This is a genomic window from Ponticaulis koreensis DSM 19734 (assembly GCF_000420665.1).
Taxonomy (GTDB): Bacteria; Pseudomonadota; Alphaproteobacteria; order Caulobacterales; family Hyphomonadaceae; genus Ponticaulis; species Ponticaulis koreensis.
Genome location: NZ_ATVJ01000001.1, coordinates 566825 through 591902 on the forward strand (window position 1 = coordinate 566825; position 25078 = coordinate 591902).

The window sequence follows — 25078 nt, forward strand, 5'->3', positions numbered from 1 at the left end:
GGGCGCTCGAAGGAATCACTCTGCATGACCGACAACTCTGCTCCTATTACCGAAGACAGCCATCTCTATCTGATCGATGCGTCCGGTTACATCTTCCGGGCCTTCCACGCTCTGCCGCCCCTAACCCGCCCGTCAGACGGCCTGCCGGTTGGTGCTATCCAAGGCTTTTGCAATATGCTGTGGAAGCTTCTGGAAGACCTGAAAGGTGATGAGCGACCAACCCATTTTGCATGCGTTTTTGATAAGGGCAGCTACACATTCCGGAACGACATGTACCCGGACTACAAAGCCCAACGCCCGCCCGCACCAGAAGATCTCGTGCCGCAGTTCCCGTTGATGCGCGATGCCGCTCGCGCCTTCGGCACACCAGCAATCGAGATGGAAGGTTATGAAGCGGACGATCTGATCGCGACTTACGCCAAACAGGCTGAAGCGGCTGGCGCGCGCGTAACAATCGTCTCGTCAGACAAAGACTTGATGCAGCTCGTCTCCGACAAGGTCTCTCTCCTCGACACGATGAAAAACAAGCGCATCAGTTTTGAAGAAGTGATGGATAAGTTCGGCGTCACGCCGGACAAGGTGATCGACGTGCAGTCGCTCGCTGGTGATAGCGTCGATAATGTTCCAGGTGCCCCCGGCATTGGCGTCAAAACAGCCGCGCAGCTCATCAACGAGTATGGGGACGTGCTGACCCTGCTCGAGCGCGCCGAGGAAATCAAACAACCAAAACGCCGTCAGACGCTGATCGACCATGCCGAGAAAATCAAAATCTCCAGAGATCTCGTCACGCTGAAAACAGATGTGCCGGTCGAAACTCCGGTTGAAGCGCTAAAGGTCAACGATCCCGACCCGAAAACGCTCATCGACTTTCTCGAGACGATGGAATTTCGCACCATCACACGCCGCGTAAAGGAGCAATTCGAAGCCGACGGCGAGATCGAGCCGGCGGCTGAACGCGAAGGTATCGATACCTCAAACTATGACACGGTCATCACTGAAGAGGCGCTTCAGGGCTGGATAGAGAAAGCCTTCAAAGCAGGCGTTATCGCAGTCGACACAGAAACAGATGCATTGAACGCCGTCTCCGCCAATCTCGTCGGTATTTCACTCGCAACCGGCCCGAATGAGGCCTGCTACATCCCTGTTGCCCATGTGAATGTGCCTGAAGGTCAGCTTGATTTTGGCGATACGGAGCGTCCGGAACAGCTCAATCTTGAGCGCGCGATTGAGCTGTTGAAGCCATTGCTTGAGGCGCCTGAAATCCTCAAAGTCGGTCAGAACTTCAAATATGATCTGGCAGTCCTGAGCCGCTACGGCGTCACCGTTGCCCCGTATGACGATACAATGCTCCAGTCATTCGTACTGCATGCCGGCATGCACGGGCACGGCATGGACGAACTTTCAGAGCGTTTCCTCGGCCATACGCCGATCACCTTCAAAGATGTTTGCGGCACAGGCAAAAAGCAGATCAGCTTCGATCAGGTGCCGCTGGATAAAGCGACGCCTTATGCAGCTGAGGACGCGGACGTTACACTGCGTCTCTGGCAGATATTCCGACCACTGATCACTCAGCGTCAGGTCACGCGCGTTTATCAGCGCATTGAGCGCCCGCTCCCTGCCGTCATCTCCCGCATGGAGCTTGAAGGCGTCAAAGTCGACCGGGATGCGCTTTCGCGCATGTCGTCTGATTTTTCCCAGCGCATGGCTGGCCTTGAAGCTGAAGCGCATGAGACTGCAGGCCGTGAGTTCAATCTCGGCTCTCCGAAGCAGCTTGGTGAAATCCTGTTTGACGAAATGGGCCTGCCGGGCGGCAAGAAAACAAAGTCTGGCGGCTGGTCTACTGATGCAGATAAGCTGGAAGAACTGGCTGCTGCCGGCCACGAACTGCCGACAACCCTGCTAAAATGGCGCACGCTCTCTAAGCTCAAGAGCACCTATGCCGACGCCCTGCAGCAGGCGATCAACCCGAAGACTGGCCGCGTTCATACGTCATTCTCTCTTGCGGTTGCGCAAACCGGGCGCCTGTCTTCTACAGACCCGAACCTTCAGAACATCCCAATCCGAACTGAAGAAGGCCGTAAAATTCGTGAAGCCTTCATTCCTGAAGAGGGCAATGTTCTCGTCGCCGCTGACTACTCGCAGATCGAACTGCGCCTGCTTGCGCATATCGCCGATATCGACGCGCTGAAAACAGCCTTCCGCGATGGCCTCGATATTCACGCCATGACTGCAAGCGAGATGTTCGATGTGCCGATTGAGGGCATGGATCCGATGGTTCGCCGTCAGGCGAAGGCAATCAATTTCGGCATCATTTACGGCATTTCCGCATACGGATTATCTAACCAGTTAGGCATCCCGCAGGGTGAGGCACGCGACTATATCAAAGCCTATTTCGAGAAGTTTCCCGGTATCCGCAAATACATGGATGCGACGAAGGAATTCGCAAAAGACAATAACTTCGTCCAGACGGTTTACGGTCGCAAATGCTGGGTGCAGGGCATCAATGCCAAAAACCCAGCGCAGCGTGGCTTTGCCGAGCGTCAGGCGATCAATGCGCCAATTCAGGGTTCAGCCGCTGACATTATCAAGCGCGCTATGATCGCTATGCCATCCGCTCTCGAAAAAGCAGGCCTCAAAGGCCGGATGCTGCTGCAGGTGCATGACGAACTTCTATTTGAATGTCCGAAAGCGGAGGCTGAGGAGCTGATTCAGACAGCCGTGAAAGTGATGGAGAACGCGACATTCCCATCACTTCAATTGTCTGTCCCGCTTGAGGTCGAAGCACGGGCTGCTGGCAACTGGGCTGCAGCACACTAAATTTTTTTTGGAACCAATGAGTGCGCGGTGCGTTCCCGCCCCACGGGCTGCATCACAAGGTGTCTCAGCCGAGTACCGCGTGGTTGTTTTATGGATCAGAAATTTCGCTTCCCCGGAGCAGACGGCCTGTTCAGTTTCCTGACAGCCGGTGCACACAATGCCTGGCTGGCAGCTATTATCCGGTCTTCAAATGACGCGATTATCTCCAAAAAACTGGACGGTTCCATAACCAGCTGGAATCCTGCGGCGGAGCGCATGCTTGGCTATACCGAAGATGAAATGCTGGATGAGTCTATTCGGAAAATTATCCCTGAGCATCTTCAAAAAGAGGAAGACGAAATCGTCGCCTCTATCAGCGCAGGCAATCCCGTCGAGCATTTCGAGACAGAGCGCATCCACAAGAACGGAAAATCCGTCGCGATCTCGGTCTATGTGTCACCAATTCTGGATGAACATGGAAAGGTAGTCGGCGCATCCACCATTGCCCGCGACCTTTCAAAAGAGATTGAAAACCGACGCCGTATCGAAGAAAGCGAATTTCGCTTCCGGATGCTGGCAGACAATATCTCTCAATTCTGCTGGGTTGCCGACAATACCGGCCATATTTTCTGGTATAATAAACGCTGGTTTGACTATACCGGCACGACGCTGGAAGACATGGAAGGCTGGGGCTGGAAATCGGTTCACCACCCAGATCATGTCGACCGCGTAGTCGAAAAAATTCAGCATAGTTGGGATACCGGAGAAGACTGGGAAGATACGTTTCCACTTCGCAGTAAGGACGGCGAATACCGCTGGTTCCTGTCACGCGCCAAGCCGATCTACGACACCGACGGCAATATAGTCCGTTGGTTTGGCACCAACACCGACATCACAGACGAGCGCGAACGTCAGGAGCAAATTCGCTTCCTGATGCGTGAGGTCAATCACCGTTCTAAGAACATGCTCGCACTCATTCAGGGCATTGCCCGCCAGACCGGCAAGAAAGAACATCCCGAATTCATCCGCAAATTCGAGCAGCGACTGCAAGCCCTCGCAGCCAGTCAGGACCTTCTGACCAATATGGGCTGGCGGGGCATGACCATCGATGACCTGCTCAATTCGCAGCTCGGCCATCTGGCTGATCTAAAAGACATCCAGATTTTTGCTGAGGGCGAGGAGATCCGTATCAATTCGCATTGCGCCCAGAACCTCGGCATGGCGCTACACGAGTTGTCGACAAACGCCTCCAAATACGGCGCTCTGTCTACAGATGAAGGCAAGGTGTATGTGAACTGGTCGCTGGAACATCGCGACGGCGAAGACGCGCCTCGGCTTCGCATCAGCTGGCGTGAAGAGGGCGGCCCGCTCGTGACCGAGCCTGGCCATAAAGGCTTTGGCTCAACAGTGATAAACCAGATGTGCCGGAGCGCCTTTTCGGGAGAGGTGACGCTCGATTATCGACCAGAGGGCCTCTACTGGGAGCTGGTCGGATCACCTGCTCGCGGGCTCGACCTCACCTATGATGAGGATCAAGACTAGAGCACGATGTACATGCCGAGGCGTTTGTAAAACTGCAAAGCGCCGTTCGGATTATCCTTTCGCGCACGCAGATCAACTTTCGGAATTTTGCGTCGTTCGAATTCGTGGAAAATGCGCGCCATCAGGCACCGGCCAATCCCCAGCCTGCGGTGCTCGGGATGAACGGCCAGATCCTTTACAAAGCCGGTCACCCAGCATTGGGCGAAGGCAACGACTTCACCCGTTTCAGTCATTTCGATCACAAAACAAAGCTCAGGGTCATACTCATCATCTTCGATCAGCATGTCCCACCATTCTTCGAAGGCAAGAACTTCGCCGCCACCATCGCGGAAGGACACATTAAGAAGCTCTCGGCCCGCCCTCGCATGACGGGACGGATTGAAGGGCGCAAACTGCATCCCTTCAGGCAGAGGCAATATAGTATTCGCACGTTCGTTAATCAGTATACGGAAGTGCACCGCATCGTTCATGCACCAGCCTCCCTTTTACTGTCTGCCGACTGCGCCTTCATCAGGCTTCGGGCAATGCCGCCAGGAAGCACCTGCCCGAGTACCGCCAGGCACTTGTTTACGAAGCCGGTCACAATCACAGGACGGTTTTTCTCAACCGCGCGCGCACCGAGCTCAACGACGCGGTCCGCTGTCTGCCACATTAAGCCGGGTGTTTTAGACACCCGCGCTCGCTGACCATTTACGTCATGAAACTCGCTGAATGTCAGACCTGGGCACAATGCCGTCACATGAACACCGGTCCCCTCGGTTTCAGCGTTCAGAGACTCTGAGAACCGCATCAAACCGGACTTCACCGGCCCATACAACGTGTGCCCCACGCCGCCCGGCAGAAAGCTCACCAATGACGCGACATTGATAATCCGGCCATATCCGCGCTCGATCATGCCAGGCAGTAAGCGATGGCATAACTCCAATGGCGCGGTGAACATAAGCTGGATAAAATCGCGCTGATCTTCCCAGTGGGTTTCGGCGAATACACCCGGCAAGCCGAAGCCGGCGTTATTGATGAGAACATCAACATGTCGTCCCGCGCTTGACAGGTCTTCGAGAATTCGCTGGGGCGCATCCGGAGCAGACAGATCGCTCACAACGATCAAAGTCTCGATATCAAACCGGGATTTCAAATCCGCGGAAATCTCAGCGAGACGGTCACTCCGACGCGCAACAAGAGCCACGTCAAAGCCTTGTGCTGCATAGTGTTCCGCAAATGCATGGCCAATGCCCGCCGAAGCACCTGTAATCAATACAAGTTTACGCAAGCCCCTCGTCCCCCCTGCCAGCGCGTTCGCATGTGCGCACAAAACACTTGTCGAACGCGATTTGCAATGCCAACTGAAGGGTATGTCTGGTGATCTGTATCACAATCGCGTTCTTGAGCTTGCAGCCGATGTTCCAAATATCGGTGAACTTCATGCGCCTGATGGTAAGGCTCATAAGATTAGCCGGGTGTGCGGCTCGGAAATCTGGATCGAGCTTGATCTCTCTGAAGACGGCGAAACGATCACGGGCATTGCGGTTAAATCGAAGGCCTGCGCCCTTGGCGCGGCCACACTCAGCGTACTCTCCGAACATGCTGTTGGCGCATCTGTGGAAGAAGTCTACGAAGCGCGCGAAAAAATGCGCGCCATGCTGAAAGAAGGTGGGCCACCGCCTGAAGGGCGCTTCTGGGAACTCCGCCATCTGGAAGGCGTGCGCGATTACCCGCAGCGTCATATGTCGACCCTTCTGGCCCTTGATGCAGCAGTTGCGGCTATCGAAGACGCGCTGTCGAGCCGAGAAGCTGCCTGATACAGTATAACTATCGCGATGACAGTCGCGCGCCTTTCTGCTAAACGCTCTCTAATGGCTCACAAATACGCCCATATCGCCCCGGCGCCGCGCGCGCTTCTGGTCGGCTATAAAGCAACGCTCTCTGCAGCTTTGTTTGCCTTCGGCGTGCGTTGTCGCCATGAGCCAACCTGCTCGGAATACGCTGCAGAGGCCTGGACAAAACACGGCTTCCTTCAGGGCGCACGCCTTGGTGCGGGCCGCCTTCTGCGCTGCCGCCCAGGCGGCACAAGCGGCTATGATCCTGTACCGGACGAATTGCCCGCTTTCGGCACGACACCAACAACCACCACAACCACGCGAACTTAACGCGCGTCCCGGTGCCATGTCTGCTGCACGCCGGGGCGCGTTAGCCCCTGCTATGTAGCCGAAAAATACCGGTCTAAGGGGGTGGTTTTGCAGCCAAGTTCAGTTAAACAGCCTTGATACTAATCAGAGAGCAAACTCATGCTTGAAGTTACGCTGCCAGATGGCGCGAAAAAAGAATTCGAAGACGGCGCATCCCCAATGGATGTGGCAGAGTCCATTTCCAAATCCCTCGCTAAAAAGGCGCTTGCTGCCAAAGTAAATGGCGAGCTGTGGGATTTGAAGCGCCCTCTGCCGGGCAATGCGGAAGTGGCAATCGTCACAGATCGCGATCCTGAAGCACTGGAGCTGGTGCGCCACGATGCGGCGCACGTTCTCGCACAAGCTGTTCAGGAGCTTTATCCCGGCACTCAGGTCACAATCGGCCCGGTAATTGAAGACGGCTTCTATTACGACTTCGCCCGCGACGAACCGTTCTCGACTGACGACTTTGAAAAGATCGAAGCCAAAATGGCTGAGATTGTCGATCGCGATCTGCCGATTGAACGTGAAGTCTGGCAAAAAGAAGACGCGATCAAGCACTTCAACGAGATAGGCGAGAAATACAAAGCGCAGATCATCGATGGCATCATTCCACCGGGCGAAGACATCACGCTCTACGGACATGCTGATCAGTGGTCTGACCTTTGCCGTGGCCCGCACCTTCCTTCAACGGGCAAACTGCCGAAAGCCTTCAAACTGATGAAGCTTGCAGGCGCTTATTGGCGCGGCGACAGCAATAACGAAATGCTTCAGCGCGTTTACGGCACTGCGTGGACAAATGAGAAAGAGCTGAAAGCCTATCTCACACGCCTTGAAGAAGCTGAAAAACGTGACCACCGCAAGCTGGGCCGCGAACTCGACCTCTTCCACATGCAGGAAGAAGGTCGCGGCATGGTGTTCTGGCACAAGAAGGGCCTCACGCTCTGGCATGAGGTTGAGAACTATGTCCGCCGTCGCCTCGACGCAGCAGACTATGAAGAAGTGCGCACACCACAGGTTCTGGATCGTAAGTTCTGGGAACAGTCCGGTCACTGGGACAAATACCGCGAGAACATGTTCGTTGCGGAAACCGCCGAAGAAGAGGTTCTGTCTCTGAAGCCGATGAACTGCCCGGGCCACGTGCAGATCTTCAAACAGGGCCAGAAATCCTATCGCGACCTGCCGCTTCGTATGGCTGAATTCGGCGCATGTCACCGCTATGAACCATCAGGTGCGCTTCACGGTCTGATGCGCGTTCGCGCCTTCACACAGGATGACGCGCACATTTTCTGCCGCGAAGACCAGATTGAAGACGAGACAGCGAAATTCATCACGCTGGCCAAGTCCATTCACTCCGACTTCGGTCTCGAAACGCATCACATCAATCTGGCGACACGACCTGAGACACGCGCCGGGTCTGACGAGTTCTGGGACAAGGCCGAAACACAAATGCTAAACGCTGCGCGTAAAGCAGGTGTTGAACCGGTAATCGCAGAAGGTGACGGAGCGTTCTATGCACCGAAGCTCGACTTCATCGTCAAAGATGCGATCGGCCGCGAATGGACATGCGGCACCATCCAGCTGGACTATGTTCTGCCGGATCGTCTGAATGCGGAGTATGTCGGTGAAGACGGCGCCAAGCACAAGCCGGTCATGCTGCACCGTGCGATCCTTGGCTCTCTCGAACGCTTTATCGGCATTCTGATCGAGAACTGCGCGGGTGCCTTCCCGATGTGGCTCGCGCCGACACATGTGGTTGTTGCGACGATTTCCGAAGAGTCCAATGACTACGCGGAAGAGGTTGCTGAAGAGTTCCGTAAAGCGGGGCTTCGCGTCGAGACAGACATGCGGAACGAGAAGATCAACTACAAGATCCGCGAGCATTCTCACCAGAAAATCCCTTACATCGCCGTGGTCGGCCGCAAGGAAGCAGAAGAGCGCAAAGTGGCCCTTCGTCAGTTTGGTACCAAGAACCAGGAAGTTCTGAGCCTTGATGAAGCATTGGTCAGATTGCCTGCTGAAGCGACCCCACCCGACCTACGCGAATAAAATGTATAATAAAACCTGAAATCTGTTGGTCGCGGTGCGCCGCGGCCATACAGTTTCAGCAGTGTAGGGAGTATAGGCATGCTGGTAGCTGTCTGGTTCTGGCTATTTGCCTGGGTGATGTGGTGGGTCAACGTGGCGCTCGGAGTGCAAGGTGCCTCTCCGATACTCGCCATTATCGCAATCCTTTCTCTGCCCGTCCTACTCAGAAAACGCCCTGCCTTGTCTCGCGATGTTATCGCCTTTGGCGTTTTCATTATCTGGTGCGTCGCTTCCACGTTCTGGTCTCCGGGCGCTGCCAGCGGGCTGTTCGTCTTTGATCCTGAAAATTCCAATTATGCGATCTCTTCGCCGGGGCTTCGCATTGCACTTACAAGCCTGATTTGCGCCTTTGCTTACTGGGCGCTTCATCAGCTCAGTGATAAACAATATCAGCATGGCGCACGCGCCGTGCGTATCGGGCTCGGTATTCAGGTCATTCTCACGGCACTTTGGGCGCTAACATTCCAGCTCGTTTTTCAAGTCGCTGGCGAGATGACAGATATTCCGTCAGCCTTTCAGAACATGATCCGTGTTGTGAACATCTCTGTGCTCATGGTTCCACTCGCCGCCATATCTCTTCCGGTAAAGAGTGTAGCGATCAAATGGGCGGCCGGTACTGCAATGATGCTGGGCCTCGCCACCCTCACATCTCGCGACGGTTTTGATGCGGGTGCAGCTTTGCTCGCAATTGCTGCCGTGGCCGCGACGGTTATCGCAACTGCTTTCTTTGGCCGCCAGATTTTCCGTCTTCTGGGCCTTGCAACGGCGGTTGCGGTTATGGCCATGCCATTTGCTGTGCAACTGCTTTTAACCGCCGTCTCACACGGCTCAAATATGTCCTCCCAGTCTCGCCTCGATAGCTGGAGCTACGTGCTCGAGAAGATCAAAGAGCGACCGATCACCGGCTGGGGCGTTGAAGCCTCTAAAACCTGGGATGAAACCATTCGTATCATCGGCGCGAACGGCATGGAAGTGGACTACCGCATTGTGCCTGGCCACCCCCACAACGGCGCATTGCAAATTTGGGCGGAAACCGGCCTGATCGGCGCGCTCCTTATTTCTGCTTTCGCACTGCTGCTCGGCGACCGCCTCGCGCGCACCTCGTCGCCATCGAAACAGATCATGGCTGCAGGTGCTGCGCTATGGGGCGGCGGGCTTGTCTATTCTGCAATCTCCTACAGCGTCTGGAATGATGCCTATTGGGCGACCTTCCTCTTCCTCGGCACAGGCATTTACGCGCTGTCTCGCACACTTCCGAAAACGCCGGAGGCTACGGCCTAGTGAACTCTGAAGGCTTCCCATCTGTTTCAGCAATTGTCGTGACCTTTTTATCAGGTCCGGCGCTGAAAGAGTGCATAAATGCGCTCTGCGTGGAAACAGAAGTCACTGAAATCATTGTCGTAAACAACGGCAACAAGGACGCGGATAACAAATGGCTAGCGCAGTTCAAACCGCCGGTGCATTGCCGCTATAAGGTCGTCGGTGGGCACGGCAATATAGGCTTCGCCGCTGCTGTAAATCTCGGCGCGCGCCACGCGACAGGTGAGCGCTATCTGATCATCAACCCGGATGCAGTCATTCGCGTGCACTCTCTGCCCGCGCTGGAAGAAGCCCGCCAGATGGGCGCTTCACCCTGCCTCGTAGGCGGCAAACTGATCTACCCGTCTGGACAGGAGCAACGCGGCGCACGGCGGGATATGCTGACGCCTTCGCGCGCGCTCGCCACCTTTACCGGCCTTCACAAATTTCAGCGCATCATCCCGCAGCTGCGCAACATGCATAAAGAGCATGAACCTGAACCAGCAACACCAGTGCCCATGCCGGTCGTTTCGGGCGCGCTCATGTACATTTCCGCAATCGACTATGACCGTGTGAACGGCTTTGATGAAGGTTATTTCCTGCATGTCGAGGATGTCGATTTCTGCCGCCGCATCGCCGAAGCGGGCGGCCAGGTCATGTACACGCCCTTTGCCGTGGCAATGCACTATGGATCAACGTCCGATGTCTCAGCGACTTTTGTTGAGTACAACAAGGCCAAGGGCCTGACGCGGTACTTCCACAAGAATGCCAAAACGCCGTTCGCACGCTCAATGGCCAAAGCAAGTTTTTATGGCTTCGCACCTCTACTCGTTGTGCGTTCAGCAGTGATCCGGTGTCTCATGCAAATGCGGCAGGCTCTGCGCGATCTGAGAGTTAAACGCTAGGGAAACTTCCGGCTTTCAGCAGCGCAGAGGGCACGCTGTGCCCGAGCGCGCCCTCAAGCCATTTCGATACCGAAACGAGTTTTGACAGATCTATTCCCGTTTCAAATCCCGCCCGCTCCAGCATGTAAACGACGTCTTCTGTAGCAACGTTACCTGTCGCGCCTGGCGCGAACGGACACCCGCCTATACCGCCGCAACTTGCATCAATCGTATCGACTTCGCCCTCGATCGCCGCGAACACATTTGCGAGCCCTGTGCCCCGCGTATCGTGGAAGTGAGCCCTCAGATACACATCGGGCGCATAGATGCGCATTTCTTCAATTCGTGCACGGACAAGCCATGGATCAGCGACGCCAATCGTATCAGCGATGCCAACCTCGGCAACACCAGCACGCTGAGCCTGCGCTGCCAGTCCGCCAACCACGCCGTCACGAATATCGCCATCGAATGGGTCTCCGAAAGCGACCGCGATGGTCGCTGAAAGCGGAATGTTGGCCTCATGTACGATGGGCGCGCAGGCTGCTAGCTTGTCTGCACTTTCCTGCGGGCTCATACCCTGATTGCGACGACCAAAGCCCTCTCCGGCGACGAGCACGAAGTTAATCTCGTCAGCTTCTGCCTCAATCGCACGGCGGACACCCGTCTCATTCATAGCGAGCGCGATATGGCGAACGCCCGTCTTCCGGTCGACGCCTGCAAAAACTGCGTCACTGTCCGCCATTTTCGGTACAGCCTTCGGCGAAACAAAGCTCCCCGCCTCCATTCGACGGATACCGCATTCAGCCAACCGCTCGATGAATTCCAGCTTCTGCGATGTTGTAAGGTCTGACGGGTCATTCTGCAGCCCGTCACGCGGACCAACTTCAACAATGTCGATACGGCGTGTCATGACTGGCAAGCCTCCGGTCCCACGAGCAAAGCCTGGAATGTCGCCGCGCTTCCATTTGAGTAATTCAGCGCGTGATGCAGCTCGCTCTGATAGACGCAGCGCCCTTCCGCGTCTGCTGCCGCCCTAATATCCGGAGCGACGTCGCGGGCGGCCTCGCCATCCTCAAGATTGATGATGAAGGCTGAATAATTCGCCTCACTCAGAGGGCGTAATTCACGGCTTGAGTGCGGTTCTATCTGAACATCCGTCCCGTTCGCGAACACAAAGCTCGGTTCTGCAAAGCCGATGATCTGAATATCCGATGCACTAAGCCCTTCACATTCTTCCATGCCCGCTGATGCGCAAGCCTCTTCAAGGGAAGCGCGCGCCGTAACGCTCGCCTGCAGCCAGTTTTGTTCCGGCAGGAAGGTTGTGCGGATGTGCCAGCCAAGAAACAGGCTCGCAGCCACCGCGCACACCACCGCGAACTGATAGCGTTTCACGACAAAATAAAATGCTGAGAGCAACAGACCCGCGACAATGAAAATGAGCGGCCAGATGATGACGTTCGTCATCTCCCAGCTTTCCAGTACCAGCGCGGCGTCCGTGAAGCGATAGTCACCCGCCCCTTCAGACATAAAGATGTCGACACCAGCAGGCGATGCGATCAGCGCGAGAAGCCCGCCGCCGAGCAAGAACATCACAAGCGACGCATAGCGCGCGATTGGCGCGCGCGCACCATCGATGAGCTTAAAGATGCCATACCCGCACAGCAAACCGAGCGCCGGATAGACCGGCATCTCATAATGGCTGAGCTTGGTCGGCAGCACCTCAAACATAAGCCATGTCGGCAAAAGCCACGCCCAGAGAAATCTTACGCCATTGGCCTCTGCCGCGGCCTCTTTAGAAGCCTTTGCCCCAATGAAGAGCGCAGGAATGAGGAACAGCGTCGCCGGGAAGAAATGCGTAAGCAAATAGAGAAGATGATATCCAGGTGGGCCGGAATGGCCTTCAGACGCGCCGCCAACTTTATCGCCAAGATCCTTACCCAGAGCCTCTGCGAGAAATTGACCATCGGTCGCTATCTGGATCGCGATCAGCCATGGCAAAACCATCAGCACAAACAGAACAGGCCCCGGCCACCACGACAGCGCGCGGACATAACCCTTGCGCCATTCGCTTTTCGCGACCCGAACAAGACTGAAGCCAATCAGTCCTGCAGCGATGACCTTAAAGAGAATACCGCCTGCGGCGCTAAACGGACCGAGCGGCACATAAGCGTCCAGAAACACAAAGACCAGCCCGCCACAGAACATTGCCGGTGGTTTCCAGCCCCGTTCTGAAAGTGCCGAAAACACCAGCGCGAACACAGCGACCATAGGGGTCACGGGCCCTTTGATCAGAAATCCAAAACCGATAGCAAACCAGAATATGAGAGCGAGGCGCTTTGGTTTGTCTGCGCCCATTTTCAGATGCGCCAGCGCGCCAAGCGCCAGTGTCGTCGCCAGCAACAGCGTCGCATCGGTTTTGGCGATGTGAGCCTCGGTCGTGACAAGCAGCCCCGCCCCGAACAGAGCGGCTCCCAGAAATGCTGCACGCCGCCCGACAAGCGGCATACCTGCCCAGAACACCAGAGATGTGGTAAGAGCCGCTGCAATCCAGGACGGGATGCGATAGCTCCAGATTTCCTGCGCCTCCGCCGAAGAAAACACGGCGGTCGATACGGCCTGAAGCCAGTAAATACCCGCAGGCTTTTTATTCCGCTGTTCATCCTGATTACGAATGATCAGATAGTCGTTTGTTTCCAGCATCTGCTTTGATGCCTGCGCAAAGCGCGATTCATCGCGATCTAACGGCGCGAGATTAAAAACACCCGGCGCTGCTGCGATAAAGGTCAGCAGAAACAGAAGGACATAGCCGCGAACTCCGCGGCTAATCTGGTCCAGAACGGAAAAACGATCCATAATTCAGGGCCCCGACAAACAAGTTTTCTCACTTAACGCCTTTTCTCTGCATTGTCGCCTCTCGCTTCTTGTAAAATGAACAGGTATGAGGGGCGCTGTAGGCAGACTGAGGAGAACGAAGTGTCTGACGCCGTTGAACTGAGTGTGGTGGTTCCCGTCCATAACGAAGCGGGTAACGCAGCCAATCTGGTCCGAGAGATCGCCAGTGCGCTTGAAGGCCGCGCTTATGAAATGCTGTTTGTGAACGATGCGTCGACCGATTCAACCCTCGACGAGCTGGTTGAGGTGCGTAAGGAAGTGCCTCAGCTTCGAATCCTTACCCATCGCAAGAATGCCGGACAGAGCCGCGCCATCCGCACAGGGGTGATGCATGCGCGCGCACCAATCGTCGGGACGCTGGATGGTGACGGCCAGAATGATCCTGCAGACCTGCCAGAGCTTTACCGCACGCTGACGCGTCCGGATGCACCGGAGAAGCTGGCCATGGTGATGGGACGCCGCGCAAAGCGTCAGGACACAGCCTGGAAACGCTTTGGCTCTCGCTTTGCGAACAAAATCCGCCAGAAAATTCTGAAAGATGGATGCGACGACTCCGGTTGCGGTATCAAAGTCGTCAAACGCGACGTGTTCCTACGCCTCCCATACTTCGATCACATCCACCGCTATATGCCGGCGATCATCCGCGCAGAGGGCTTTACTGCCGAATTCGTCGATGTGAACCACCGCGGCCGTGTACATGGTGCATCCAAATACACCAATTTCGGTCGTCTTTGGGCAGCATTTTCCGATCTTCGCGGCGTCACATGGCTGATGACACGCCGTAGACTTCCTGAAGACGTTGATGAAGTGTAAGAATTACACTTAACGAAACCTTGCAGGAGCGCTAACAATGGCAGGTATGTTCGGGCCCATGTTTGCAGCGGCCCGCATGGAAGAACGGCGAGCTGCCGCTGGGGGCGGCAATAATCGGAACCGGAGGGGTGGTCCTATGATGACACTATTCAGCATTTTCCCGCTGCTCACCATACCCGTGGTGATTTACAACATTATGGCCTTTGCCTTCACCGGTAGCGGCCCGATCGACGCTGGTGCAGCGGCGCCGATCCTGGCTAATCTCGAAGCACCAATGCTGAGCCTGCCAATGGTTTCCGGCGCGGTCTGGACGATGACAGGTGGGGACCTGCTCATTCTGCTCAGCCTTGTCTTCCTGTTTGTTGAGATCCTGAAATCAACAAGCACAGGCACAGCGACCATCATGAACCACGCGGTATCCATGATCCTGTTCATTGTGTGCCTCGTCGAATTCCTGCTGTTCGAAAATTTCGCAACATCGATCTTCTTCATCCTGACGATGACAACGCTTCTCGATGTGCTCGCTGGCGTGGTTGTGACGATTGTCTCTGCACGACGCGACTTTGCCGTCGGCGAAGGATTTGGCGGCTAAGCGATCTCGTCACTTCTATAGAATTGAAAAGGCGCCTCAAATGGGCGCCTTTTTTGTTATGCGAAGAACAGGATGATCAGCGCAAACACAGCAAGATCGAAGCAGAACCAGGCCAGACCGTTTCCCTTAAGAATGGCTGGCTCTGCTTTTCGATCAATCCGATGCGTCAATAGAAGTGGGTCCTGGACACGCATCAGATCAGCCCTCCGCGACGGGACTGAATAGGTTTCATTGAATTTGTGTACGCGCTCGCTGCACGCTTTGCATCGGCAGGCGCCTCATAGGCCTGTCCAATCAGGTGCGCGCTGAAGTCTGCAGTAAGCCAGACCTGCGCGTCGGTACGCGCCATGCGATCTGTTGCGCGGCGGCCTTGCGCACGGCGATCAGCCTGACGACGGTCACCCATACGACGATTGCCATGATGACGACGGCTCTCAGTCGTCTCCGCACTCTCTTTGGCACGGCTGTACTGATCCTGCCGTGGCTGGCGTGTGAAATGTGCCAGATTGGCACCATATGTCGGTAGAATGCGCGTCATAGGCGAACAGATGCAATTCATTCGCCAATCGGGCTGAACACAGAAATGGTGTCAAAAATGACACTGCTGTGATGTTACTCATTTTTCATTTGATATTTTTCTTTTATGTGGCACATTAAACACATAAGCGATTGACTGAATTTTGCGTTGTCCCCCCCCCCCGCTAGTCAGTCGTAAGCCGGTCTTTTCCCCTGCCGGCCGCGTTTGAAGCGCAATCACCCGGACCCTCTCCCAAGGTCCGGGTGATTTCTTATCTGCCATCTTGTTTTCATACCGGACTCGTGGCCAAACGAAATTATGAGCGATTTGTCGATTGTCACCTGGAATATCAATTCCGTCCGCCTGCGCGCGCCGCGCGTGTCTGCATTTCTTGAGCAACACAAACCTGACGTGCTCTGCCTTCAGGAAATCAAATGCCGCGAGAGCCAGTTCCCGACCAAAGTGTTTGAAGAGCTTGGCTATAAGCACATGCATATTGCGGGGCAGAAAGGCCTTCACGGCGTCGCAACAGTCTCCAAACTGCCAATCGAACAATTAGAGCCGCCGGAATTCTGCAATCTCGGCCATGCGCGCATTGTAGCCTCGCGAATTGCAGGCTTTGACATTCACAATATCTATCTGCCTGCGGGCGGGGATGAAGCCGATCCGGTCATCAATGAGAAATTTGCGCACAAGCTCGAATTCCTCGACCGGATGGAACGTATCTATGGCGAGTTCGATACAAATACGCCGCTTATCGTGGTTGGCGATCTCAACATTGCTCCGCACGAAAACGACGTCTGGTCGCACAAACAACTTCTGAAAGTTGTCAGCCACACGCCGGTTGAGACGGACGCCATGGCCCGCATCATCAAAGCTGGCAGCTTCACCGACCTCGCACGCCGCGAGCATAGCGATGATGAAAAGCTTTATAGCTGGTGGAGCTATCGCGCGAAGGATTGGGCAGCCTCAAATCGCGGCCGCCGCCTGGACCACATCTGGGCGAACGCCGCGGCTGAACCGAAAGCAGTTGGCGGCACGTATCGTATTCACACAGATGAGCGCGGCGGCGAGAAGCCATCCGACCACGCCCCTGTCGAAATGCACTTCAACGTCTGATCAGGCGGCTGAATAAGCCTCTTTCAGCCAGCCCTTCACCTCATCATCAAGCTCACCGGCACCGGTGAGCTTAACAACATGTGTGCACATTGCGTTCTTTGAGGCCTCAAGACGCCCCTCCGGGGCTTTGCCTTTAATGTTGATACCAAGATCAACCCGCGTCTTAGTTGCTGGTGTCACGAGCGCGAACTGCTTTGAACGCCGCAGAGACACACTCGCCTTTTTGGGCGCGATTTCCACATCACCGCCAAGCGTCTGCACATAGGCAATCACAGCATCGTAGATTGGCTTGAGGTCCGCTTTCGCACCAGAATACCGAGCCGCCACCAGATCATCCGACGACTCATCTGTTGTTGAGGCTGCAGATTTGAGCGCCGTGTGCGCAACCAGATTAGCAAAGCCGTGCGTCATACCATGATCGGTTTTGAGCAGTTTAACGATCGCACCATGCTTTTCCAAACCGGATGCGAATACGATTTTCAACCAGTCTTCCATGGGCTTGCCGGTCTTTTCCGGCATATTGGCAATCATAGTTGCCGCCATTTCTTCAGGTGTCGCCATTTCGCCCTCCTACAATTTGAGGACGATTTTACGCGATGATTTTCAACTGGCAAATCAGCGCCCGGCGAAACGTGCCTTCACCTGACGCCAGAGCTCGAAGAACACATCAGGACGCATAACCGCAACAACAACCAGTCCCGCCAGCGCGCCCGCAAGGTGCGCCTCATGACCAACGCCGCCAAACGAGCCGGACCTGATCGCAAAGGTCGAAAACCCGATAAAGCCAACCGCATACAAAATGGCAGGGATCGGGATGATCCCGAAAATGAGGATCATCATAAACGGCGCGAACAGGCTGACACCGATCATCACGCCAGATACCGCGCCCGACGCGCCAACGGCTGCGTAGTTTACATCACCCAGATTAGCCCAGACAGCATATCCACTGCCCACCAGAAGGGATACGAAATACAAAATCAAGAAACCACGCCGACCAAGAAAACGGTCACTCTCCAGCGCAGGGCCGAAGAAGAACAACGTGAACATATTAAAAAGCAGATGGGTAAAGTTCAGATGCAGAAAGCCTGACGTCAGGAGACGCCAGATTTGCCCGTCCATAACCGCCCCGACATGCAACAGCCCCATGCCAAAGACATAAGGGCTGGCAAATCCGGCGAGCGAGATGATCACGTTGACCGCGATGATCACATATGTCGCCGGAAGGGATTTCTGTCGGGTCATTTAGGGCTCACCTGCTATGCCTGCAGGCGATACCCGCCTGTCTCGGTCAGAAGAAGTCTGGAATTGGCCGGATCCGGCTCGATTTTCTGCCGCAACCGGTAAATGTGAGTTTCTAATGTATGGGTGGTGACATTGGAATTGTAGCCCCAAACCTCAGAGAGCAGCTCCTCACGACCGACAGGCTTGCCGCTGGACCGATAGAGATACTTCAGAATGTTGGTTTCTTTTTCCGTCAGACGGACTTTGCGGCCCTCACTGTCTGTCAGCAGCTTCGTGCTTGGACGGAACTCATATGGACCGACCTGGAAGATCGCATCTTCGCTCTGCTCGAAGCTGCGCAAATGTGCACGCACACGCGCCAGAAGAACGGAGAATTTGAACGGCTTGTTGACGTAATCATTCGCGCCGGAGTCGAGGCCGAGAATGGTATCCGCATCCGTTGTCTGACCCGTGAGCATAATCACCGGGGCACGAATACCATCACGGCGCATCAGCTTGCACGCATCGCGCCCATCCATATCCGGAAGCTCTACATCCAGAAGGATAAGATCCACACGGCCAGTTTTGGCGGCCGCAATACCGTCTGCAGCATTCGCCGCCTCGATAATGGAAAATGTATCATAAAGCTCGAACTGCTCTTTCAGAGCGCCGCGCAGATCCTCATCGTCATCTACCAGAAGGATCGTTTTAGTCGCTGACATGGCCAGCCTCCACAAATTGTCTCGGTCAGACTTTAATAGGGTAAGTCAAATCACATTTGTAGATTTTTATCGATAAACAGAAATGACGACAACTACACATTCACGTGTAGTTAAGCGTGATTAATCGTCTTCGTCGAGATCGTCTTCGAAATCCTCTGCCTCGAGTTCATGGTCAATATCTTCGATATCGGCGACATAATCGCCCGCGACCGAGTTCACGCAGTCCGAATAAAGGTCCAGAAGCAGCTCTTTACCGAGATCAGTTGGCTTCAGATCCTTGCCTTCCAGAATCGTCTCCATCAGCCTCCATGCCGTGTAGGATGGTGACCAGTTCTTCGTATCAGACATGAGGGCGCTCCAATGATTTCACATCAGGAATCATGGATGCGTTCGCGCTGTTGTGAAAGAACAGAAATGGATGGCGGAGGGGTTATTCTCCGCCAAGCGTTCCGGAGAGAGCAGCACGTGCAGCAATGCGTGGGCTGACAAGGTGTGTACGGCCATCACGGCCCTGGCGGCCCTCGAAATTCCGGTTAGACGTCGACGCGCAGCGCTCGCCGGGTTCCAGCGTATCAGGGTTCATGCCCAGACACATGGAACAGCCAGGCTCACGCCACTCAAAGCCAGCCGCGGTGAAGATTTCGTCGAGACCTTCTTCTTCGGCTGCTGCGCGCACGAGACCAGAGCCCGGAACGACCATAGCGCGGACGCCGTTAGCAACTCTCTTGCCTTCAACTTCCTTCGCCGCAGCACGCAGGTCCGCCAGGCGGGAGTTTGTGCAGGAACCAATAAAGACGCGGTCGATCTTCAGGCCGGAGATCGGCTCGCCCGACGTGAGGCCCATATATCTGATTGCGCGGGCCGCAGCCTCTTTCTTCACCGGATCATCAAAATCTTCCGGCGCAGGAATGCTTGCGGAGAGAGGCAGAGCCTGCTCTGGGCTTGTGCCCCAGGTGACAGTGGGCGGAATATCGGCAGCATTAATCTCGATCACATGATCCCATTGCGCGTCATCATCAGAGAAAAGCGTTTTCCAGTGCGAAAGCGCCATTTCCCAGGCGCCACCTTTCGGCGCTGCCGGTCGGCCCTTCATATATTCAAACGTGACCTCATCTGGCGCAACGAGGCCAGCACGTGCCCCGCCTTCGATCGAGAGATTACAGAGGGTCATACGGCCTTCCATATCGAGGCCGCGGATTACGTCCCCCATAAATTCCATGACACAGCCCGTACCACCCGCCGTTCCGATCAGGCCAATCAGGTGAAGCGCGATATCTTTCGCGGTCACGCCTTCCTGAAGCTCGCCATTCACGCGCACAGCCAGATTCTTCATCTTGCGGGCGCGCAGGGTCTGGGTCGCCAGAACATGCTCGACTTCGGATGTGCCAATGCCGTGCGCGAGCGCGCCAAACGCGCCGTGCGTCGAGGTGTGGCTGTCACCGCAAACGATTGTCAGGCCCGGTTGGGTACGCCCCTGCTCCGGCCCGACGACGTGCACGATACCATTACGGATATCGCCCATCGGGAAAAACTCGATGCCATACTCTTTCACATTGCGCGAAAGCGTTGCCAGCTGGTTCTTCGCTTCCGGGTCTGTGACACCATCAATGCCTGCCGCCTGATTTTCTGTCGGCGTATTGTGGTCCGCGACAGCCAGTGTCAGGTCAGGACGGCGCACCTTGCGGCCCGCAGACTTAAGACCCGCAAACGCCTGAGGCGTGGTCACCTCGTGGATAAGATGGAGGTCAATGAATAGCAGCGCGTCACCATCCGGAGTTTCATCAACCAGATGTGCATCCCAGATTTTGTCGTATAGCGTCTTGCCGGTCATAAGTCTTTTTTACCCATAAGAGAAAAATTCACGCGCTCTTCTTTCAAGACCGAAGACGTTTGTCCAGTCATTGAGGCATAAGTTTGCGCGTGACGAACATTAGAGATAATGCCCGGTCTTACTCATGTGTAGAGTTGGTTGCATTCTGACCAACGCGTCGGCCATAAAGTAGCAGAACAAGCACAGCACGAGATAACATGCTTACCGACGCCAAGCTTAATGAGTGGACCAGCTGGGTCTGGACAAATCTGCATCGCGGGGTCTCTCCGTCCATGCTGAAAGCAGAGATGGCAAAACAACTTGTGCCAGACAGCGAGATTGCACGCGTTTTTGGCCGCGCGCTCGAACCCACAGCTCCGGTCGATTACGAAGCCCTTGCAAATTGCGCGATCACCAGAAAATTCACCGAAACAGCCGGGCTGAAGAAAATTGCATCACGCAAGGCGCAGGTTTTCACTTGGGAAAATTTCCTGACACCGGACGAGTGCGAGAAGACGATTGACGTCATCAACCAGCATTTGCGCCCATCTGAAGTGACTGATACGCGCGGCGACAAATATGTCCGCACATCCTCCACCTGCGATCTGGGTGATATTGCTGATCCGCATGTCTTCATGCTCGATCGCAAGATAGCCGAAGGCCTTGGCATTCACTGGAGCTATTCAGAACCAACTCAGGGGCAAAAATACGAGGTCGGTCAGGAGTTCAAATCTCACACTGATTATTTTGAACCGCGAACAAAAGAGTTCGAACCAAATACATCAGAACGCGGCCAGCGCACCTGGACTTTCATGATTTACCTGAACTCCACACCGGAAGGCGGCGCGACACGGTTTCCGAGGCTTGAAAAACTGTTCCGTCCAAAACAGGGCATGGCCGTGATCTGGAACAACCTCAATGCTGATGGGAGCGTAAACCCTTTTACCCTGCATCATGGTATGAAGCCGCGTCAGGGAGAGAAATACATCATCACCAAATGGTTCAGAGAACGCGGCTGGGGCCCGATGTTTGATGACCCCGGATTTTCGAAGCTTTGATTTCGCCAAGATTCGGACCAGAAACGTTATGTCTGCTTCTGCACAGCAGACGTATCAGGTGCAGTTCGATGAATACCAGTGCGAAATGCCAATCCGATACATAAATAGATGATGTGTAGCCCACAGTAATGTCATACAGCCGGATAGGGACAGAAATGTCTTTGACACAACAGCAGAGAGACTACTCCAGAAACTGGGTCTGGAGCAATTTGCACCGCGGACATTCCCCCAGATCACTCGCCAATGAATTGCGGAAGCACGGGATGCCCGAGCATGAATTAAAGGCGATATTCGGCGAAGCTTATGAAGCTGAGACTGACGCGATCAATTATCAGGCTCTATCGCAATGCCGCCTGACGCAGCAAATTGACCGCAAGCCGGGACTGGAAAGACTGCCCACCCCGAACGCTCAGGTCTTCACTTGGGAGGACTTTCTTTCTGGTGATGACTGCCAAAAGACAATGGAACTCATCGATCAGAATTTGAAACCGTCAACCGTCACGGGCGCACAAGGCGAGACCCGTACGCATGTTGATACTCGCGTCCGAACCTCATCGACCTGCACTCTGGGACTTCAGCCAGATCCGTTTGTTCTTGATCTCAACCGCAGGATTTCCGCTACACTCGGAATTCACTGGAGTTATTCAGAAGCAATACAAGGCCAGAAATATGAAGTGGGCCAGGAGTTCAAATCTCACACCGATTATTTCGAACCGGGCGCAGCAGAATATCTGCCCAATACTGCTGAGCGCGGTCAGCGCACGTGGACCTTCATGATCTACCTGAATTCCACGCCCGAAGGCGGCGAAACGCGGTTCCCGAGGCTGGAGAAATTATTCCACCCCAAACAGGGCATGGCAGTGATCTGGAATAACCTCAATGCTGATGGCAGCGTGAACCCTTTCACTCTGCATCATGGCATGAAGCCGCGTCAGGGTGAGAAATACATCATCACCAAATGGTTCAGAGAACGCGGCTGGGGGCCAATGTTTGATGACCCTGGATTTTCGAAGCTTTAGAGCCTCTTGACGATATGGCCCATTTTCCGGCCGGCGCGCATTTCCCGCTTGCCGTAGAGCGTGATCATATCGCCCGGGCCAGCTGATCCATACGCTGTCATCACATCGTCGCCGAGCAGATTCTCCATCTCAACATCCATGAGACGGTCCGTACTACCAAGCGGCCAGCCCGCAATCGCGCGAATATGCTGCTCGAACTGACCGGTGATGCAGGCTTCTGGCGTCCAGTGCCCTGAATTGTGAACGCGCGGGGCGATCTCGTTCAGCAGAATCTCACCGGACTCCAGAACGAAGAACTCACACGCCATAACACCCACATGGCCGAGCGCCTCTGCGAGTTTTTTGGCGGCCCCGATAGCAGCCTGTTTTGTCTCTTCGGCATAACGCGAAGGCGCACGTGAAATGTGGAGAATACCGTTCTTATGGATATTCTCGGCAGGTTCGAACGTTGCCATTTCACCATCAGCGCGGCGCGCAACGATGACAGACATTTCTCCAGCGAAAGGTACGAGCGCCTCGAATACGCACGGCGCTTCACGTAAATCTTCGAAGGCCTGAACCGGGCTGTCTTCAGGCTTCAGCCGGCGCTGGCCATGCCCATCATATCCGTCCCGGCGCGTTTTGAGGATGCCGTTTCCGCCAAGTGCCTCAAAGGCAACGACCGCATCATCCACAGAGTTCACGACGTGATAATCTGCTGTCATCACGCCCGCCTCGCGTGAGAAGGACTTCTCCAGATGGCGGTCCTGACAGATTTTAAGAGAGGTCTGGCCCGGGCAAACTGTAGCGCCCATATCCTCAAGGATTTGCAGCGCCTCAACCGGCACATTCTCAAATTCCAGTGTGATAAGATCGCAGCGGACAGACAACTCCGCCAGCGCATCACGATCTGTGTATTCTGCGACGATGGAATGTGACGCGACACGTCGCGCAGGACTATCCTCATCCTGACCAAATACAACAACATCAAAGCCAAGCCGGGCCGCCTCACTGGCTAGCATCCGGCCAAGCTGACCGTCGCCCAGAATTCCGATCACCGAGCCGACGGGTAAAGGTGTCATTGTTCTACCGGTTCCTCTGTCACCGCGGCGCTTTGCTCTTCGCGGAACGCAATCAGGCGTGCGCGGACATCTTCATCATGAAGCGCGACAACAGACGCCGCCAGCAAAGCAGCGTTCGCAGCGCCTGCGCCGCCAATGGCCAGAGTGCCAACGGGAACGCCCTTCGGCATCTGCACAATAGACAGAAGGCTATCCATGCCCTTGAGCGCCTTGCTTTCCATTGGAACGCCAAACACTGGCAAATGGGTCAACGCTGCGACCATGCCTGGTAAGTGGGCTGCGCCGCCTGCACCAGCGATAATGACCTGAATACCGCGCGCCTCGGCTTCCCGTGCATAGGTAAACATACGGTCTGGCGTACGGTGGGCAGACACAATCTTGCACTCGTGTGCGACACCGAGGGTTTCAAGCATGTCATGAGCGGCGGAGAGAACCGGCCAGTCTGACTGACTGCCCATAATAATCCCAACCTGAGGCGTGGTTGTCATAGCGGGTGTACTCCGGCAAAGGGACAACTTATGGATTTTGCCCTCGCTGGCAAGACCCTCTGCATTTGCAGGGTTTCTATCCGGTTTTTTAAAGAAAAAATCGCCTATCGTTAACCGTCCACTAAGCCATTCGGCGCATTCTTAATAGAATTGCGAGGAATGATTTAATGTCTGACACGCCTTCGGGTCATCAGAATTGGACATCAGGAAAGGTTCTCCAGCTCTATCCGGGCGGGGGAAACCATGACCGCACGTCCGATTCCGTTCGCGCGTCGCTCAACACATTTCTCAATGCGTCCGGCTGGTCTGTGGATGACCTGACACCAAACCAGCTTCACATGCTGGTTGGCTTGATGACCGAGCGCCAGAATCTTCTCGAAACCGTACAATCGCTCAACGCTGCTCTGGATCAGGCACGCGACATTGCCGATCACGACCCGCTTTTGCCGGTATATAACCGCCGCGCTTTCATGCGCGAGCTCGCAAAACAGATTTCCTTCTGTGAGCGCTACGGGACGACGGTCTGCCTTGTGTATATGGACCTGGATTACTTCAAGGCTCTCAATGACTCTCTCGGTCACTCGACCGGTGACGTGGCGCTAAAATCCTTTGTCTCCATCATCAAGAAACATGTTCGCCAGTCCGACCTTGTTGGCCGCATGGGCGGAGACGAGTTTGCTGTCCTCCTTCTCAACGCGGAAGAAGAGCAAGCCGCCCAGAAAGCGGGTTTCTTTTCTGATGACCTCAAAGAGATGGAATTCGGCGAAGCAAGTGCTGCCATGACACTCGATGTCTCATGCGGCGTCGCTGTCTGGGAACGCGGTGAGACACCGGAGCACTTCATAGAGCGCGCCGACGAGGCCATGTACATTCAGAAACGCCTGAAGAACAAAGCACGCGCCTGAACTCCCCTAAATGCAGAAACAAAGCACCGCCCGTTTATCGTGCAGCGGCGTTTGAAAACGCGTCAGAGCTTACGTTGCGGCATGCTT

26 protein-coding genes are annotated in these 25078 nt (G+C 55.1%); 13 read left to right on the top strand and 13 right to left on the bottom strand.

The annotated features are described in order from the left end of the window. The first annotated feature begins 24 nt into the window (after positions 1–24). Both polA and G523_RS17700 read left to right on the top strand, forming a co-directional pair. Entirely contained in the window at positions 25–2817 is a 2793-nt protein-coding gene (gene polA, locus G523_RS0103060) for a DNA polymerase I (RefSeq protein WP_027441406.1), read from the top strand. A gap of 90 nt (positions 2818–2907) precedes the next feature. Next, a complete protein-coding gene (locus G523_RS17700) occupies positions 2908–4338 on the top strand; it encodes a sensor histidine kinase (protein ID WP_022693555.1) in 1431 nt (476 codons plus the stop codon). Here the strand turns inward: G523_RS17700 and G523_RS17705 are convergent. Then, on the bottom strand, positions 4335–4808 hold the full coding sequence (locus G523_RS17705) for a GNAT family N-acetyltransferase (RefSeq protein ID WP_022693556.1): 474 nt from the start codon (positions 4806–4808) through the stop codon (positions 4335–4337). The genes G523_RS17700 and G523_RS17705 overlap by 4 nt on opposite strands. Then, complete coding sequence (locus tag G523_RS0103075; protein ID WP_022693557.1) at positions 4805–5608, bottom strand: SDR family NAD(P)-dependent oxidoreductase; 804 nt, start codon at positions 5606–5608, stop codon at positions 4805–4807. Before G523_RS0103075 ends, G523_RS17705 begins: the two co-directional genes overlap by 4 nt. Before the next feature lie 82 nt (positions 5609–5690). On the opposite strand from G523_RS0103075, the gene G523_RS0103080 reads away from it, so the two are divergent. From G523_RS0103080 to G523_RS17715, 5 genes are all read left to right on the top strand, one after another. Continuing rightward, on the top strand, positions 5691–6137 hold the full coding sequence (locus tag G523_RS0103080; RefSeq protein WP_022693558.1) for an iron-sulfur cluster assembly scaffold protein: 447 nt from the start codon (positions 5691–5693) through the stop codon (positions 6135–6137). 54 nt (positions 6138–6191) lie between these two features. Beyond that, complete coding sequence (gene yidD / locus G523_RS17710; protein ID WP_051134738.1) at positions 6192–6485, top strand: membrane protein insertion efficiency factor YidD; 294 nt, start codon at positions 6192–6194, stop codon at positions 6483–6485. Positions 6486–6623: 138 nt separating this feature from the next. After that, positions 6624–8552, top strand: a complete 1929-nt coding sequence (gene thrS / locus G523_RS0103090) for a threonine--tRNA ligase (protein WP_022693560.1) — start codon at positions 6624–6626, stop codon at positions 8550–8552. A 78-nt stretch (positions 8553–8630) separates the two neighbouring features. Next, positions 8631–9872, top strand: a complete 1242-nt coding sequence (locus tag G523_RS0103095; RefSeq protein WP_022693561.1) for an O-antigen ligase family protein — start codon at positions 8631–8633, stop codon at positions 9870–9872. Beyond that, positions 9872–10795 (top strand): glycosyltransferase family 2 protein, encoded by a 924-nt coding sequence (locus tag G523_RS17715; protein ID WP_022693562.1) that lies wholly within the window; start codon positions 9872–9874, stop codon positions 10793–10795. Before G523_RS0103095 ends, G523_RS17715 begins: the two co-directional genes overlap by 1 nt. Here the strand turns inward: G523_RS17715 and G523_RS0103105 are convergent. Together G523_RS0103105 and G523_RS0103110 are read right to left on the bottom strand one after the other, a co-directional pair. Continuing rightward, positions 10785–11684: a hydroxymethylglutaryl-CoA lyase gene (locus G523_RS0103105; protein WP_022693563.1), complete on the bottom strand. Its 900-nt coding sequence runs from the start codon at positions 11682–11684 to the stop codon at positions 10785–10787. The genes G523_RS17715 and G523_RS0103105 overlap by 11 nt on opposite strands. After that, the gene (locus G523_RS0103110) at positions 11681–13627 is read right to left on the bottom strand and encodes an ArnT family glycosyltransferase (protein ID WP_022693564.1); all 1947 of its coding nucleotides are present in this window, start codon (positions 13625–13627) and stop codon (positions 11681–11683) included. Before G523_RS0103110 ends, G523_RS0103105 begins: the two co-directional genes overlap by 4 nt. 75 nt (positions 13628–13702) lie before the next feature. On the opposite strand from G523_RS0103110, the gene G523_RS0103115 reads away from it, so the two are divergent. After that, entirely contained in the window at positions 13703–14479 is a 777-nt protein-coding gene (locus G523_RS0103115; RefSeq protein ID WP_051134739.1) for a glycosyltransferase family 2 protein, read from the top strand. A 136-nt stretch (positions 14480–14615) separates the two neighbouring features. Further along, complete coding sequence (locus tag G523_RS0103120) at positions 14616–15071, top strand: hypothetical protein (RefSeq protein WP_033232601.1); 456 nt, start codon at positions 14616–14618, stop codon at positions 15069–15071. Between the two features lie 56 nt (positions 15072–15127). Here the strand turns inward: G523_RS0103120 and G523_RS20810 are convergent, their stop codons facing one another. Further along, complete coding sequence (locus tag G523_RS20810; protein WP_022693567.1) at positions 15128–15265, bottom strand: hypothetical protein; 138 nt, start codon at positions 15263–15265, stop codon at positions 15128–15130. Next, complete coding sequence (locus tag G523_RS0103130; protein WP_022693568.1) at positions 15265–15609, bottom strand: hypothetical protein; 345 nt, start codon at positions 15607–15609, stop codon at positions 15265–15267. The genes G523_RS20810 and G523_RS0103130 overlap by 1 nt, the downstream gene beginning before the upstream one ends. A 297-nt stretch (positions 15610–15906) precedes the next feature. Between G523_RS0103130 and xth the strand changes: the two genes are divergently transcribed. Beyond that, on the top strand, positions 15907–16707 hold the full coding sequence (gene xth, locus G523_RS0103135; protein ID WP_022693569.1) for an exodeoxyribonuclease III: 801 nt from the start codon (positions 15907–15909) through the stop codon (positions 16705–16707). On the opposite strand, the gene G523_RS0103140 is transcribed toward xth, so the two are convergent. From G523_RS0103140 to leuC, 5 genes are all read right to left on the bottom strand, one after another. Next, positions 16708–17268 carry a DUF4287 domain-containing protein gene (locus tag G523_RS0103140; protein ID WP_022693570.1) on the bottom strand — a complete coding sequence of 187 codons (561 nt, stop codon included), beginning with the start codon at positions 17266–17268 and terminating at the stop codon, positions 16708–16710. 54 nt (positions 17269–17322) lie between these two features. Next, complete coding sequence (locus G523_RS0103145; protein WP_022693571.1) at positions 17323–17949, bottom strand: rhomboid family intramembrane serine protease; 627 nt, start codon at positions 17947–17949, stop codon at positions 17323–17325. A gap of 14 nt (positions 17950–17963) precedes the next feature. Next, complete coding sequence (locus G523_RS0103150) at positions 17964–18650, bottom strand: response regulator transcription factor (RefSeq protein WP_022693572.1); 687 nt, start codon at positions 18648–18650, stop codon at positions 17964–17966. 120 nt (positions 18651–18770) lie between these two features. Further along, positions 18771–18998 (bottom strand): hypothetical protein, encoded by a 228-nt coding sequence (locus G523_RS0103155; protein ID WP_022693573.1) that lies wholly within the window; start codon positions 18996–18998, stop codon positions 18771–18773. A gap of 82 nt (positions 18999–19080) precedes the next feature. Beyond that, positions 19081–20481, bottom strand: coding sequence for a 3-isopropylmalate dehydratase large subunit (gene leuC, locus G523_RS0103160; RefSeq protein ID WP_022693574.1), 1401 nt, complete (start codon positions 20479–20481; stop codon positions 19081–19083). 197 nt (positions 20482–20678) lie between these two features. On the opposite strand from leuC, the gene G523_RS0103165 reads away from it, so the two are divergent. Both G523_RS0103165 and G523_RS17720 read left to right on the top strand, forming a co-directional pair. Continuing rightward, entirely contained in the window at positions 20679–21518 is an 840-nt protein-coding gene (locus tag G523_RS0103165) for a 2OG-Fe(II) oxygenase (RefSeq protein ID WP_022693575.1), read from the top strand. A gap of 263 nt (positions 21519–21781) precedes the next feature. After that, positions 21782–22537: a 2OG-Fe(II) oxygenase gene (locus tag G523_RS17720; protein WP_022693576.1), complete on the top strand. Its 756-nt coding sequence runs from the start codon at positions 21782–21784 to the stop codon at positions 22535–22537. Here the strand turns inward: G523_RS17720 and G523_RS0103175 are convergent. Both G523_RS0103175 and purE read right to left on the bottom strand, forming a co-directional pair. After that, a complete protein-coding gene (locus G523_RS0103175; RefSeq protein ID WP_022693577.1) occupies positions 22534–23598 on the bottom strand; it encodes a 5-(carboxyamino)imidazole ribonucleotide synthase in 1065 nt (354 codons plus the stop codon). The two genes, G523_RS17720 and G523_RS0103175, sit on opposite strands and share 4 nt — an antisense overlap. Beyond that, positions 23595–24086, bottom strand: coding sequence for a 5-(carboxyamino)imidazole ribonucleotide mutase (gene purE, locus G523_RS0103180; RefSeq protein WP_022693578.1), 492 nt, complete (start codon positions 24084–24086; stop codon positions 23595–23597). The genes G523_RS0103175 and purE overlap by 4 nt, the downstream gene beginning before the upstream one ends. Positions 24087–24253: 167 nt before the next feature. Here purE and G523_RS17725 point away from each other — a divergent pair, with 167 nt between their 5' ends. Next, on the top strand, positions 24254–24991 hold the full coding sequence (locus G523_RS17725) for a GGDEF domain-containing protein (protein ID WP_022693579.1): 738 nt from the start codon (positions 24254–24256) through the stop codon (positions 24989–24991). Positions 24992–25078 lie beyond the last annotated feature (87 nt).

Coding starts and splice junctions, on each gene's coding strand:
- polA (WP_027441406.1), top strand. CDS start 25: ATGACCGACAACTCTGCTCCTATTACCGAAGACAGCCATCTCTATCTG.
- G523_RS17700 (WP_022693555.1), top strand. CDS start 2,908: ATGGATCAGAAATTTCGCTTCCCCGGAGCAGACGGCCTGTTCAGTTTC.
- G523_RS17705 (WP_022693556.1), bottom strand. CDS start 4,808: ATGAACGATGCGGTGCACTTCCGTATACTGATTAACGAACGTGCGAAT.
- G523_RS0103080 (WP_022693558.1), top strand. CDS start 5,691: ATGTCTGGTGATCTGTATCACAATCGCGTTCTTGAGCTTGCAGCCGAT.
- yidD (WP_051134738.1), top strand. CDS start 6,192: ATGGCTCACAAATACGCCCATATCGCCCCGGCGCCGCGCGCGCTTCTG.
- thrS (WP_022693560.1), top strand. CDS start 6,624: ATGCTTGAAGTTACGCTGCCAGATGGCGCGAAAAAAGAATTCGAAGAC.
- G523_RS0103095 (WP_022693561.1), top strand. CDS start 8,631: ATGCTGGTAGCTGTCTGGTTCTGGCTATTTGCCTGGGTGATGTGGTGG.
- G523_RS0103105 (WP_022693563.1), bottom strand. CDS start 11,684: ATGACACGCCGTATCGACATTGTTGAAGTTGGTCCGCGTGACGGGCTG.
- G523_RS0103110 (WP_022693564.1), bottom strand. CDS start 13,627: ATGGATCGTTTTTCCGTTCTGGACCAGATTAGCCGCGGAGTTCGCGGC.
- G523_RS0103115 (WP_051134739.1), top strand. CDS start 13,703: ATGAACAGGTATGAGGGGCGCTGTAGGCAGACTGAGGAGAACGAAGTG.
- G523_RS0103120 (WP_033232601.1), top strand. CDS start 14,616: ATGATGACACTATTCAGCATTTTCCCGCTGCTCACCATACCCGTGGTG.
- G523_RS20810 (WP_022693567.1), bottom strand. CDS start 15,265: ATGCGTGTCCAGGACCCACTTCTATTGACGCATCGGATTGATCGAAAA.
- G523_RS0103130 (WP_022693568.1), bottom strand. CDS start 15,609: ATGACGCGCATTCTACCGACATATGGTGCCAATCTGGCACATTTCACA.
- xth (WP_022693569.1), top strand. CDS start 15,907: ATGAGCGATTTGTCGATTGTCACCTGGAATATCAATTCCGTCCGCCTG.
- G523_RS0103140 (WP_022693570.1), bottom strand. CDS start 17,268: ATGGCGACACCTGAAGAAATGGCGGCAACTATGATTGCCAATATGCCG.
- G523_RS0103145 (WP_022693571.1), bottom strand. CDS start 17,949: ATGACCCGACAGAAATCCCTTCCGGCGACATATGTGATCATCGCGGTC.
- G523_RS0103150 (WP_022693572.1), bottom strand. CDS start 18,650: ATGTCAGCGACTAAAACGATCCTTCTGGTAGATGACGATGAGGATCTG.
- G523_RS0103155 (WP_022693573.1), bottom strand. CDS start 18,998: ATGTCTGATACGAAGAACTGGTCACCATCCTACACGGCATGGAGGCTG.
- leuC (WP_022693574.1), bottom strand. CDS start 20,481: ATGACCGGCAAGACGCTATACGACAAAATCTGGGATGCACATCTGGTT.
- G523_RS0103165 (WP_022693575.1), top strand. CDS start 20,679: ATGCTTACCGACGCCAAGCTTAATGAGTGGACCAGCTGGGTCTGGACA.
- G523_RS17720 (WP_022693576.1), top strand. CDS start 21,782: ATGCCCGAGCATGAATTAAAGGCGATATTCGGCGAAGCTTATGAAGCT.
- G523_RS0103175 (WP_022693577.1), bottom strand. CDS start 23,598: ATGACACCTTTACCCGTCGGCTCGGTGATCGGAATTCTGGGCGACGGT.
- purE (WP_022693578.1), bottom strand. CDS start 24,086: ATGACAACCACGCCTCAGGTTGGGATTATTATGGGCAGTCAGTCAGAC.
- G523_RS17725 (WP_022693579.1), top strand. CDS start 24,254: ATGTCTGACACGCCTTCGGGTCATCAGAATTGGACATCAGGAAAGGTT.